We start from the raw sequence: 13,397 nt of genomic DNA on the forward strand, positions 1-13,397 counted from the left end.
AAGGTAATCACCATGCAAACTGCATCTATGAACATCACGAAAATCGCGCTGGCCGCGTCCCTTGCCGTGGCACTTTCCGCCTGCGGTACCGTGGGCCAGGATTTCAAGGCCCCAGGCAATGTGGCCGGCATCGACAACGGCGCTTTCCGCCACGGCGCCAGCATAGCGGACGCTGCGCAGCTGCCGACAGACTGGTGGAGTATTTATGGCGACAGCACCCTGAACCGCCTTGAGCAAAGCGCGCTGCAGGATAACCCCAGCGTCAAGGCGGCCGGCCAGCGCCTGTTGCAGGCGCTGGCGCAAAGCGGCACGGCACGTGCCAACCAGGGCCCTGGCGTCAACCTCAGCACGGGCATCTCGAACTCGCGCACCTCGGCTAACACTTCGCAGGGCCTGGCGCTGGGCAACCGCTCTATCAGCGGCAATAACTTCTCCGTCGGCGGCTCGCTGTCGTATGAAGTCGACCTGCTGGGCCGCGTGAAACGCATGCTCGAAGCGGCTGACTCGCAGGCGCTGGCGGCGCATGCCGACCGCGACGGCGTGCTGCTGATGCTGTCGGCGCAAGTGGCCAGCAACTACTGGCAGCTGCGCGGGCTGGACGCGGAAATGGCCATCTTGAATGGCGCGTTGGGCACGCGCCGTGAATCGGCCGAACTGGTCGAGGCGCGCTTCAATGCGGGCCTGACCAATGAGCTGGACCTGGCGCGCGCGAAAGTGGAACTGTCGAACGCGCAGGCGGACCTGCATGAAGTCAAGCGCCAGCGCAACCAGCTGGAAAACAGCCTGGCCACCCTGACGGGCAAGCCGCCGTCGGCGCTGCAATTGCCGGTGGCGGCCGATCCGTCCATCTTGCCGCTGCCGCCCGCCATTCCCGTCGGCTTGCCCGCCAGCCTGCTGGCGCACCGCCCGGACCTCGTTTCCAGTGTCGCCAATTTGCGCGCTTTTAACGCCCAGGTGGGCGTGGCCGAAGCTGCGTTTTATCCGTCGCTGCAACTGACGGGCAATTTCGGCTACGCCTCGGAAAAGCTGCGTGAACTGGCGCAGGGCGGTTCGCGCCAGTTCAGCGTCGGCCCGCTGGCCCTGTCGCTGCCGATCTTTGACGGTGGCCGCAACCAGGCCAACCTCGACCTCTCGAAGGCGCGTTATGCGGAGGCCCTGGCGAACCATGAAACGAAGCTCTTGACGGCCTTGCGTGAAGTGGAAGACGCCTTGTCCGACGTGGAGCAGCGCCAGTTGCAGGGCGACGCGCAAGCCTTGTCGCAAGCGGCGGCCGCGCGTGCCTATCTGGTGGCGCGTACGCGCTACGAGCGCGGCATCTCGACCTATCTGGATGTGACCGATGCCCAGCGCAGCTCGCTGGCCGCCGACCGCGCCGCCGCGCAGATCAAGACCCAGCGTTTGCTGGCAAGCGTGGCCGTAGCCCGGTCGCTGGGCGCCGGCTGGCAGCGGCAAGGCGAGCTGGCCAGGCTGGCGGCAGCTCGGGCGAACGTGAAAGCCCACTAGACATCATGTATTGACCTGCAGGACCTCAAACAACGCGGACTAAGCTAAGGTAAGGCGGTCACCGACCGCCTGCCGTGCCGCCATGTCGGGTTAATTGCCTTTCAACGTAAAAGACATTTCCGCGTAACCGCGATCAAACTGCAGCACCTCATTATGGGCCTGCATCGAGTTCAGATAGGTCTGCCAGTAGCTCGATGTTGCAAACCACAGCGACACAGAGCCAGACACGTCCAAAGACAAGTCGACCTGGGTAAATTTGCGGGTACGGCGCAGGCGTCCCATGCACGCCAGGTCATTGCTATCGCACATGGCCACTGCAGGCAACTGGTCGAGACTCACCTTGACAGGCACCAGCCGCAACCCGTCAATCACCGACAGCAACTTGTCGGTTGTAAATTTTGGCAGGCGCACATCAAACCTGCGGACCAAGAACTGCCCGGTCAGCTCGATACTGGAACCGTTGACCTTGTAGCCAACCTGGCTGACATCTGGCACGGCAATACTGGCGTCGCGTTCGGGATTTTCAAGCTGCCATCGATTCACAACGTAGCCTTGTGCTTCGGCAATCGTGAAGGACGTGAGCGCGACAAAGTACTTGTCGAAGTGCTGCTCGTATTCATCCATGTAGAACTGCGCGAGTTCACTCCCCAGATTGGCCAGCGTGACATCGGCCTGCTCTTCCTTGGCAGCCGTCTGCTCCGGCGTCAGGCTGCCCGCCCAGTTTGCGACCTCTGCGCGAAACTGCTCCGGCGTGTACATCGCGGCACGGCATTCTTGCGAATTATTCCCGTAGCCGAAACATAAACGATTGCTTTCGATTAACCTCCCAACCGCCGAGCCATTATTAAGGAAATCTAATGGGGGAAAATCGTAATACGCCCCGATCATAAAAATAGGGGAAAAAAGAAAGTTCAACACCTCCGTGTTTGTCATGCGTTCAGCCACCGGGTATTTCAGCCAGGCAGTAAGCCCGTCCTCCAAGTCCACAAGCAGGGGCGTGAGCGCCGGACGATATGGAGCGGGTTGATAGGCGGCCACCAGCTCACGCAGGCGACTGGCGTTCTTCTCGACGATAGGGCAGGAATTGGTCCGGCTGCCGTCCTCGAACGACCGGGGCAGGATGCGGTTGACGGCGGTACTCTTGATGGAGCTGCCCGAAAACGACAAGAACGATGCCGCATCTTCGGTAGGCGTCGCTACCCCGGGTTTCATGCTCAGCTTGAGCTCTTGATAGGAATACGTCAGATCGGACAGATCGGCGACATTGATGCTGCTGCAAATCTTGGTGTTCAAATTGTGCCAGGTGTTATCATCCCATGTTCGTAGGATCGCGATTACCTGCGTCGCAGGCCCGCTCAGGCTGGTGGTGGCATCCATCCCTTTCAGGGCTGCCAGCAATTTACCCTGTACGCGCGCCCGGCGCTCGGGCGGCGGCAAACGTTCCGACTGGTACTTCCAGCCACCGCCTGGACCGCCAACCCCGGCCAGTTCATCGGCGCGCGTTTCAATATCCAGGCTGCGTGCCGATTCCAGCCCGATGAACGAAGTCAACAGCCACGACTGGGCGACATTGGCGCCGGCCAGGCAGGATGGACGGCTCAGGCCGTCGTCGAGCATGATGCCATAACCCTCGCCCGAGCAGCCGAAATTGATCTGGTTGTCGACAATCGCATTGAGCAGCGTCCCGATAGCGGAAAGGATGTCTCCGCTGACCAGTTTTTGATAGGTGGAGCTGAGATCCACCGGCACCAGACTTGGTGAAGTTGGATCGTCAAGCAACGCGGCTGGCAGGCCTGCCTGGGCCAGCGTTTGCTTGACCGCTGCCTGCGCCGCACTCACCAGACCGGGCGCCAACGCATCGCCAATGGTGGTGCCCGCTTTGCCCAAGTTGACATACGCCGCCTCGGCGCGTTGTGCCGTCAGGCGATTGACCACCAGTGTCGTGGCGGGCGTAACGTGGGCAACGCCCGCAGTATTGCTCACTGCATATAGCAGCACGGGCGTATCCAACCCTTTGGCCGGGTCGATCTTTACGGGAACGATAGCGGGCGACAATACGCCCGTCTGCACGGTCTCCGTACCGAGCGTGGCGCCATTGCCGATTTCCCAGCGGCGGCCGACACCCTCCGCACGCACCAGCAACGGCGGCTTGATCTTGGTATCGGTCGGGAGTTCAATCCGGTACTTCCCTTCAGCGTCGGTCTCGGCGCTCCAGCTCTGCCCTTCGGCATCGCGCACGCTGACTTTGGCCTTCGCCACGGGCGCATCGTAAATGACTTGTCCCGACAAGACCGTGCCACTGGACTGGACAACTGGCGCTACCTCACTGCCACCACCCCCACCGCAAGCCTGCAGCAGCGATACAAGTATGGCCAGCGCATGACGGCACGGGCGCCATTCCACAATATGATGCGTTTCCATGATCGAATCCCTTGCAGGTGGATAATTTTTGCATCCAGGATGTTCTGACCATGGAAATGGTAGTTTTTTTAATTTTATCTGTCCATGATGCATTTGCATCATGGCAAAGTGAAACGATGATCTAAACCAAAGCGCATCCAGCCAATGGTATGATCAAGCTGACGCAGGCATCGTATAATTCAAAAATTATATATTAAGCAATTTTCATCCAGTTTCCCTGAAGACGTTCATTACGATTGCATCGAGGAACGCATGGACCTGTATTGCACTTTGCTGCTGGAGATATATCATGCTGCGCGGACCTTGCCTGCGGATGCTTTCCCGGATAGCGCCATGAAACTGTTGCGCGCGGTGGTGAACTTCGATTCCGCCCGGCTGCTGAGTGTGGACTTCGCCAGCGGCACTGCGCTCATCCAAGGCAGCATCATGTACAACATCCCGGAAAACAATGTGCTTGACTGGGAGAATATCCATCGTAATGACCTGGTGCTGCAACAAGTCATGGCACACCCAAACCGGCCCCTTTCCTTCCATTCCCCAACCCTGTTCGCAGCGCCTCAACATGCGATCATGCGCGACTATGCTAATCGCTACGACCATCAGAACGGCCTGGTTATGGTGCTCCACGACCGCGACACTGGTTTTTCCGACGGCCTGTCGTTTTACCGTGCATGCGACGAAGCGCATTTTGGTCGATACGAACAGCGTCTGATTCGCGCCGTTATGCCGCACCTGCAGGAAGCTCTCAAACTGAACCGCCAACTCGCGATCCCGTCTGCTTCCGTACCGGCACAAGGCGCCTTGCTGATTGCCCAGATCGACGGCAATATCCAACACTGCGAGCAGCAAGCTAGTGGCTTGATGCAAACCGAATGGAGTGACTGGCGCGGCGCTCGCCTGCCTGCGGCGCTGATAACAGCGTTGAGCGCGCCAGGCTCAACCGGCTACGCAGGCAAGCGCATCGTGGTGACATGCAGTCGAATCAACACCCTGCTATTCCTGCGCATCATGCCACGCTCGCCGCTCACGCGTCTGACCCAGCGTGAGCTCGAGGTAGCCTGCCTGTACGGCAAAGGGCACCCGACGAAAGCGATCGCCGCGCAACTCGGGATTTCTCCAGTCACTGTGCGCAACCTGCTGCAAAATAGCTACCTGAAACTCGACGTCCATGATAAAGCCACCCTTGCCAACTTGATCGGCGGTCGGCTTTCCTGACAACAGCGAGCATCAGGGCTTATCAGTGCTGGGTGCTCTCAAAGACCAAGTGCAACACTCTTTACTGTGTTTTAAGATAATTCACATTTTATTATTTTATACAAAATTCAGGCGGTTACGTGAGTGTGGCCGGTAGCCACCGTACTGCCGGCCCGTAGCGTTCCGGCAGAAAGTAGGTGAAGGTCATCAGCTTTTGCGTGAGCTGGCGATCGCGCGAATACACCAGATACATGGGGTGGGCAGGTCATCGCGCACGGCGCAGCTTCTACAAACTGTGGCTTAATAATCCTGCAACTCTGGCGTATGCATTCCTTTCCTAATGCGGCGCATACTGGCTGCATCGCTACTTCACCAGACAGGGATGCATCATGAAAATCGTCATCATCGGCGCCAGCGGCACCATCGGCAAGGCCGTCTCGGTGCAACTGGCGCAGCGCCATGAAATCATCGAAGTGGGCAGCCGCACGGGCGCGCACCAGGCCGACATGGGTGACATCGTGCAAGTGCGCGCCTTGTTCAAGCGCATCGGCAAGATCGACGCCGTCATCGTGACGGCCGGCAAGCTGCATTTCGGCCCCCTGGCCGACTTTACTCCCGAGCAATTCCAGCTGGGCCTGGACAGCAAATTGATGGGCCAGGTCAACGTGGCGCTGGTGGCGCAGGAATACCTGAACGATGGCGGCTCGATCACGCTCACCAGCGGCATCGTGGCCGAGCAGCCGATCCGCTTCGGCACGGCCGCCAGCATGACGAATGCGGCCGTGGAAGGCTTCGTGCGGGGCGCTGCCATCGAACTGGCGCGCGGCGTGCGCATCAATGTCGTCAGCCCCACGGTGCTGGAAGAGTCGCTGGACGCGTACGGCCCGTTCTTCCACGGCTTCGAGCCGGCCGCCGCCAGCCGCGTGGCGCTGGCCTACAGCCGCAGCGTGGAGGGCGCGCAGACGGGGCAGGTGTACAAGGTCTGGTAAGTTCGCTTGCCATGCCTGTGGGGCAGGTCGATTACAATCGCAGTCCGAGCACGGAAGCGGCCGCGCCGTGATGGCGCGGGGCGCTTTCTTGCTGCGAACTATCTCACCGAGGCCCCATGAAAAACATCCTGATTCCCCTGCTGATGGCCGCCGCCGTTGGCAGCGCCTGCGCCGCAACGCCAACCGCAGCCACCACCCCCGCCACGGCCGTGCAACTGACGGCCATGAGTGCGCGTTACGCGCCCGTCGCGCTGACAGCCGATACCGCGCATCTGTCTTCTGGTGACCGCCTGGCGATTGCCAGGCTGGTCGAGGCGGCCAAGCTGGTTGACGTGCTGCAACTGCGCCAGCGCTGGTCTGGCAATGAAGCCCTGTGGGCGGCATTAAAGAAAGACAAGTCAGTCCTGGGCCAGGCCCGCCTGAATTATTTCTGGATCAATAAAGGTCCATGGTCGGTGCTCGACGCGCATGCTTCCTTCATGCCGGCCAACTATGCCGGCATCGCCATTCCCGCGCACAAGCCGGAAGCGGGCAATTTCTATCCGCAGGGCGCCACCAAGGCCAGCCTGGAGGCGTGGATGAATGGCTTGTCGCTTGACGACAAGCAGCAGGCGCAATGGTTCTTCACGACGATACGCGCGGGCAAGGATGGGGCATATCAGACCGTCAAGTATTCGGATGAATACAAGGTGGAGCTGAAGCAACTGGCGAAACTGCTCGATGAAGCGGCGGCGGCCACGGACAATGCTTCCCTGAAGAAATTTTTGACCCTGCGTGCCAAGGCTTTCCTCGACAACGATTACCTGCCGTCCGACTTCGCCTGGATGGACCTCGATTCGCCCGTCGATATCACCATCGGCCCCTACGAAACGTATAACGACGAGTTGTTTGGCTACAAGGCCGCCTTCGAAGCGTATGTGAATATTCGCGACCAGGCCGAAACGCAGAAGCTGAGTTTCTTCGCCAGCCACATGCAGGAACTGGAAGACAACTTGCCGCTCGACGCCCAGTACCGCAACCCGAAAGTGGGCGCGCTGGCGCCCATGGTCGTGGTCAACCAGGTGTATGGCGCCGGTGACGGCAACATGGCCGTGCAGACGGCTGCCTATAACTTGCCCAATGACGAGCGCATCATCAGCGCGCGCGGCTCCAAGCGCGTGATGCTGAAAAACGTGCAGGAAGCCAAGTTCAAGGCCACCCTGACGCCGATTTCCAAGCTGGTGCTCACCTCCGAAGCGCAGCAGGATGTGGACTTCAATTCTTTCTTCACGCACATCCTTGCGCATGAAATCATGCACGGCCTGGGCCCGCACGCAACCGTCGTCGACGGCAAGGCTTCCACGCCGCGCCAGGACTTGAAGGAAACCTATTCCACCATCGAAGAAGCCAAGGCCGATATCACGGGATTGTTTGCGCTGCGCTACATGATGGACAAGGGGCAGCTGAATGACACCCTGGGCCAGGGCGATGTGGCCGAGCGTAAGCTGTACAACACCTTCCTCGCCTCGGGTTTCCGCACCCTGCATTTCGGCCTCACCGATTCGCACGCGCGCGGCATGGCCATCCAGATGAATTACATCCTCGACAAGGGCGGCTTTGTCTCGCTGGGCGACGGCAAGTTCGGCGTCGATTTTGGCAAGATCAAGCAGGCAGTGATCGACCTGGACCGCGAATTTCTGACCATCGAGGCGACGGGCGATTATGCGCGTGCGAAAGCGCTGATGAGCAAGTACGTGGTGATCCGCCCTGAAGTGCAGGTGGCGCTCGACAAGATGAAGGCCGTGCCGAACGATATCCGTCCGGAATTTGTCACGGCGCGCGCCCTCGATAAAGCGCAGGTAGTCAAAAAATAAACATTGCGGCGGGCAACTATTGCCGCTTCAGGAAGCCGGTGCCACGCACCGGTTTTTTTTCGGTTTTTTTCAAAAAAGTTGCCAGTTTTTCCTTGTGGAAATATTTTCACCGCTTACTCTGCAGTAGTTGCTTCCATCCCTGCCTGTTGCGTCCATGTTGAAACTGTTCTCGCTGTTGAGTTTGCTCATCGTTTTGTCCCCTGTGCCCGCCGTGGTTGCCGCCAACCTTACCGATCTGGAAACACGCTGGCTGCAGGCGGGCCAGCCCGTCATTGTGTTTGCGCGCGCGCAAGGTTTGCCCATCGATATCATTGTCCAGCCACAGGATGCGCCCGGTGCCGCGCCGCTGGCGCTGGGTTTTGAAGCAGGGCGCTGCAAGCTGGTGCTGTCGCTGCGCGGCAATGCACAAGCGGAGAGCGCCTTGCGCGGCGTGCCGACTGCGCGCCAGGGTGCGATGATTGAAGCGATGACGGCGCATGAGATCGGCCATTGCCAGCGCTACGCACAGGGCGACTGGCATGCCTTGCCGCGCGGCTTTGTCGAAACGCAAGGTTCACAGCGCCAGTTGGCGCAGGAAGTGCGCGAGACGCGCCGCGAAGAAGGCTATGCGGATCTGGTGGCGCTGGCGTGGATGCACGCGCGCCACCCTGAGCAATTCCCAGCTGTGCTGGCCTGGATGCGCGGCGTGCGCGCCAGCGGCGAGGCGGCCGGTGGTACGCATGCCACGCAGGCATGGCTGGCGCTGGCGGACGGTGAGAGCGCATTTGATGCGTCTGCTTCACCATTTGCACAGGCGCAAGTATTGTGGCAGAAGGGCTTGGGCGGCGACAAATGAGGGCGTTTTTTTGCGCCGATAGGCTGTCAACGTGTGCTGTCGCACGGAGCCTGGCGCGCAGCAGGAGTCTAATCTGTGCATCAACCAACCAGAGAGGACCCATCATGAACAAAATGATCGCACTCGTACTGGCCGCCAGCGCCAGTGCCCTGCTTGCCGCCGCGCCGGCCTATGCGCAGGACAGCTCGTACAAGAGTCTGACGGACAAGGCAACAAATGACTACAAGCAAGCCAAGGATGCGTGCTCCAGCCAGAGCGGCAACGCGAAAAAAGTCTGCGTGGAAGAAGCCAAGGTGGTGCGTGCCAAGGCCGACTCGGATGCCGTGGCGCAACACCGCAATACCCCACGCGAACTGGGCAAGGCACGCAAGGACGTCGCCAATGCCGAGTATGACCTGGCCAAGACCAAGTGCGGCGAGCGCACGGGCGCCAATAAAACGTCGTGCATGAACGATGCCAAGGCAAGCAAGACTGCCGCCTTGGCCGACGCGAACACGGGCGCCAGGGATGGCGCCAACATGGCGCAAAATCCACCGGCCGTGACGAAGGAAAATTGCGACGCCATGGATGCAACGGCCAAGGCTGCCTGCATGACGCGCAACGCGGCCGGCAGCACCAAGATGGCGGTGACAGACTCCGTCATCACCACCAAGATCAAGGCGGACCTCGTCAAGGATAACGACTTGAAAGCGCTCGAGGTGCACGTGGAAACGGTCAATGGCGTCGTCATGCTCAGCGGTTTCGTGCCTTCCCAGGCACAAGTGCAAAAAGCTGCCGACCTGGCCCGTGGCGTGGAAGGCGTGACGGATGTGAAGAATGGCTTGAAGGTGAAGTAAGCTGCACTTTGCAGCAAGTCTTGAGGCAAGGACTGGCGCCGCGCACATGGTGCGGCTTCAGTTTTTTTTGATTGTATAAATTACGATCGTAATATAACATGGGAAAAAGCGCGTCAGTAGGCGGTGCCGTTTTACTTTCTCATGAGGACAGCATGCTTTCCCTTCCTTTTTCGCAGTGGCTGGAGCGGGGCGGCATGCATTTCGCCTGGGTCATCGTCGCCATTACTTTCCTAACGGCACTGACTTCGTCCGCTGCGCTGGGGCTGCCCGGGGCACTGATGCAGCCTTTGAGCGGCGAGTTTGGCTGGGATGCCGAACAGATTTCCTCGGCGCTGGCCGTGCGCTTCGTGCTGTTTGGCCTGATGGGGCCGTTTGCCGCCATCCTGATGGAGCGCTTCGGCTTGCGCAATGTCATCTGCGTCGCGCTGGGCCTGATCGCTTGCGCCATGTTGCTGGCCACGCGCATGACGCAGTTCTGGCAACTGGTGGCCATGTGGGGCGTCTTGCTGGGGCTGGGCTCGGGCATGACGGCGCTGGTCTCGAGCGCCGTGGTGGCCAACCGCTGGTTCGAGACGCACCGGGGCCTGGTGGTGGGCGTGCTGACGGCCAGCTCGGCCACGGGCCAGCTGTTGTTCCTGCCCGTGGGCGCCTGGCTGATCGAGCACTTCGGCTGGCACACGGCCGTCATGCCCGGGTTTGCCAGCTGCGCCATCGTTGTCGTGCTGGCCTTCTTCTGCATGCGCAACCGGCCGCAAGACCTGGCCTTGCGGCCGTATGGCGCCGACCCTGCCACGCCATTGATGGCATCGCCAGCGGCAAGACTGACGTTTGCCACGCCCTTTTTGATCTTGCGCAGTGTTGCCGCCAATCGTACCTTCTGGATACTCTTTGGCACCTTTTTCATCTGCGGCCTGAGCACGAATGGCTTGATCCAGACCCACTTCATCTCGCTGTGCGGCGACTCGGGCCTGTCCGCCGTGCCGGCCGCGTCCGTGCTGGCCATGATGGGCGCCTTTGACCTGTTCGGCACGATATTGTCGGGCTGGCTGTCGGACCGCTATGACAACCGCAAATTGCTGTTCTGGTACTACGGCTTGCGCGGTTTGTCGCTGTTCTGGTTGCCGTATTCGGAATTTACCCTGTACGGCCTGTCGCTGTTCGCGATGTTCTACGGCCTGGACTGGATCGCCACCGTGCCGCCGACGGTGAAACTGGTGGGCGCCACCTTCGGCAAGGAGCGGGCGGGCATGGTGTTTGGCTGGATCTTCGCCGGCCACCAGCTGGGCGCGGCCGTGGCCGCGTATGGCGCGGGCCGCATCCGTACCTTGATGCTGACCTACAACCCGGCCTTGTTTGCGGCCGGCGCCGCCTGCCTGGTGGCGGCATTGCTGGTGCTGGCCATCGAGCGCCAGAAGGCGGCCGCGCCCGTTGCCCAGCCAGCATGAAAAAAGCCAGGCCCGCGTGCGCGGTGCCTGGCTTTTCAAGAAGAGCGCAGCGGGATTACTGCAAATACTTCGCCAGCCAGCCCTCAACTTCACTATAGAAGAAGCGGCTGTTCTCGCCCTTCAAGATCCAGTGGTTTTCGTCCGGGAAAACCAGCAGCTTGGCCGGCACGTTCAGGCGTTGCTGGACGGCAAAGTTCATCAGGGCATTGTTGGCGGGCACGCGATAGTCGAGCTCGCCCACGGTGATCAGGATCGGCGTCGTAAAGCCCGCCCCTTTTTCGTGGTTGCCCGCTTGCATGATGGGGCTTTGATCGCGCCACACGGGCAGGTTCGACCAGACGGGGCCGCCCGCATTGGTTTCACGGCCGAAGCCGCCATCGCTGGTGCCCCACTGCATGATCAAGTCCATCTCGCCCGCATGCGAGACGATGGCCTTGTAGCGCGTAGTGGTCGCCTGCAGCCAGTTGGCCAGGTGGCCGCCATAGCTGGCGCCGCCGGCGGCCAGTTTCGTGCTGTCGATGAATGGATATTTCTTGATGGCTTCATCGACGCCCTGGTTGACTTCGTCGCCCGGGCCCTTCAATGGGTCGAATTGAATCGAGCGCGAGAATTCCTCGCCATAGCCGGTGGAACCCTTGTAGTCCGTCAGCAGCACGACATAGCCCGGCTTGGCCAGCAAGTGGTAGTTCCAGCGCAGCACGAACTGGTCGCGCCACATGCTGGCAGCGCCGCCGTGGATGACGGTAAACAGCGGGTATTTCTTGTTCGGGTCAAAGTTCGCCGGTTTGACGAGCATATTGTGGATCTGGCGGCCGTCGGCCGTGGTGAACCAGAAGTGCTCGGGCGCCTGCCAGTCGATCTTGGCGGCCTTGTCCATGTTGAACGCCGTCAGCCGCTTCGGCTGCTTGCCGTTGAAGGCATAGATTTCCGGCGGATTGATGGCCGACTCCCACACGCCGACGAGGGCCTTGCCGCCGCTGCTCAGCGAATTGATGGTGCCGGTCGGCAAGGACGCTTCCTCGCGCACCTCGCCGCCCTTGGCGTCGATCGAGTACAGCTTTTCCAGGCCCGCATGTTCATAGCTGAAGATCACGCGCTTGCCGCCGTCGGGCAGCACGTAACGGGAAATCGAACGATCCAGCTTGGCCGTCAACATCGTCGGTTCCGGTTTGACCAGCGGCCAGGCGAAGCTGGCCAGGCGTTTTACGTCATACACCTTGCCCGGCGTTTGCGCGTCGCTGAGCGCAAACAGGGTCTTGCCGTCGGCCGCGAATTTCAAGGAACCGTAGCTGTGGTTGTCCTGCGTCAAACGCTGCGCTTCACCGCCAGCCACGGGCAGCAGGTACAGTTGCGAAACCACGGCTTCGCGCTGGGCCGCGTCGCGGTTGGTGGCCGCGTTGAAGACGACGCCCTTGCCGTCCGGCGTCCAGACGGCGTCCAAGGATTGCCCTTCATCGCCCTGGCCGCCGCCAAAGCCTGGCAGCGTGGCCAGTTGCGTGCCTGACAGGATGTCGCGCGGCGTCGCTTCCGCTTGGGCGTCGATGATGAACAAACGCACCTGCTTGTCGGTCAGCCATTTGTCGAAATAGCGGGGCGCCGTCGTTTCATATGAGCGGGCGCTGTATTTGCGTTCCTTGCGCTCTTTCGCGCTTTGCTTGACGTCGCTTTCCGTCTTGTTGCCTGGATAGATGTCGCTGATGAACAGCAGTTGCTTGCCGTCCGGGCTCCATTTCGGCATGCGCGCACCCAGTGTCAGCGAGGTCAGGCGCTGGGCCTCACCACCGTTGGCCACGTCGAGGCGGTAAATCTGGCCCGCGTCATCGCCGTCGCGCTTGGTAATAAACACCAGCTGGCGGCTGTCCGGCGACCAGGCCACGGCGCCTTCGCCGCCCTTGGAAAAGGTCAGGCGGCGCGCGGCGCTGTCGTCAAGCAGCGACTTGATCCACAGATCCGACCATTGATCCTTGTTGTCGTAGGCGCTGTCGACCACGGAAAACACGGCCCAGCGCCCATCGGGGCTGGCGACAGGCGCGCCGACGCGTTTCATCAGCCACACGTCTTCATGCGTGATGGCGTGTTTGGCATTCGTTTGCGTGGCGGCAACTGGCATGGCAGCCGTGGTATCGGCGGCGTGGGCAAGCGAGGCGCAGGCCGCTGCGATCAGCAGGGAGCCGATGGAACGGCGAAGACGGGGTAAGGTCATGGGCGTGGTCCGGTGAGTTGAAAAAAGTACAGTGGGCAACATTATTGCCCATCGATTCCTTCGCTGCCAAGGCTGTGTACCGTTACTTACCAGGCGAGCGGCCGCGTAGTGGGTGGGC

The 13,397-nt window shown here is 60.7% G+C and carries 9 protein-coding genes; 7 read left to right on the forward strand and 2 right to left on the reverse strand.

Annotated elements, in window-relative coordinates:
* Positions 1 to 12: 12 nt before the first annotated feature.
* Positions 13 to 1,503 (forward strand): efflux transporter outer membrane subunit, encoded by a 1,491-nt coding sequence (locus tag ACQ4W6_RS14925; RefSeq protein ID WP_436567955.1) that lies wholly within the window; start codon positions 13 to 15, stop codon positions 1,501 to 1,503.
* 90 nt (positions 1,504 to 1,593) lie between these two features.
* Here ACQ4W6_RS14925 and ACQ4W6_RS14930 read toward each other — a convergent pair whose 3' ends face one another.
* Entirely contained in the window at positions 1,594 to 3,924 is a 2,331-nt protein-coding gene (locus tag ACQ4W6_RS14930; RefSeq protein ID WP_436567956.1) for a carboxypeptidase-like regulatory domain-containing protein, read from the reverse strand.
* A 333-nt stretch (positions 3,925 to 4,257) separates the two neighbouring features.
* Between ACQ4W6_RS14930 and ACQ4W6_RS14935 the strand changes: the two genes are divergently transcribed.
* The 6 genes from ACQ4W6_RS14935 (at position 4,258) to ACQ4W6_RS14960 (ending at position 11,076) form a co-directional block, all read left to right on the forward strand.
* Positions 4,258 to 5,139 carry a helix-turn-helix transcriptional regulator gene (locus tag ACQ4W6_RS14935; protein ID WP_436567957.1) on the forward strand — a complete coding sequence of 294 codons (882 nt, stop codon included), beginning with the start codon at positions 4,258 to 4,260 and terminating at the stop codon, positions 5,137 to 5,139.
* 368 nt (positions 5,140 to 5,507) lie between these two features.
* Positions 5,508 to 6,107 (forward strand): short chain dehydrogenase, encoded by a 600-nt coding sequence (locus tag ACQ4W6_RS14940; protein WP_436567958.1) that lies wholly within the window; start codon positions 5,508 to 5,510, stop codon positions 6,105 to 6,107.
* Between the two features lie 116 nt (positions 6,108 to 6,223).
* Complete coding sequence (locus ACQ4W6_RS14945) at positions 6,224 to 7,960, forward strand: dipeptidyl-peptidase 3 family protein (protein ID WP_436567959.1); 1,737 nt, start codon at positions 6,224 to 6,226, stop codon at positions 7,958 to 7,960.
* A gap of 154 nt (positions 7,961 to 8,114) precedes the next feature.
* On the forward strand, positions 8,115 to 8,795 hold the full coding sequence (locus ACQ4W6_RS14950) for a hypothetical protein (protein WP_436567960.1): 681 nt from the start codon (positions 8,115 to 8,117) through the stop codon (positions 8,793 to 8,795).
* Between the two features lie 104 nt (positions 8,796 to 8,899).
* Positions 8,900 to 9,631, forward strand: a complete 732-nt coding sequence (locus tag ACQ4W6_RS14955) for a BON domain-containing protein (protein WP_436567961.1) — start codon at positions 8,900 to 8,902, stop codon at positions 9,629 to 9,631.
* A gap of 152 nt (positions 9,632 to 9,783) precedes the next feature.
* Complete coding sequence (locus ACQ4W6_RS14960; protein ID WP_436567962.1) at positions 9,784 to 11,076, forward strand: MFS transporter; 1,293 nt, start codon at positions 9,784 to 9,786, stop codon at positions 11,074 to 11,076.
* A gap of 55 nt (positions 11,077 to 11,131) precedes the next feature.
* Here the strand turns inward: ACQ4W6_RS14960 and ACQ4W6_RS14965 are convergent, their stop codons facing one another.
* The gene (locus ACQ4W6_RS14965) at positions 11,132 to 13,279 is read right to left on the reverse strand and encodes a prolyl oligopeptidase family serine peptidase (RefSeq protein WP_436567963.1); all 2,148 of its coding nucleotides are present in this window, start codon (positions 13,277 to 13,279) and stop codon (positions 11,132 to 11,134) included.
* Between the last annotated feature and the right edge of the window lie 118 nt (positions 13,280 to 13,397).

This window comes from Janthinobacterium woesei (assembly GCF_051380875.1).
GTDB lineage: Bacteria > Pseudomonadota > Gammaproteobacteria > Burkholderiales > Burkholderiaceae_D > Janthinobacterium.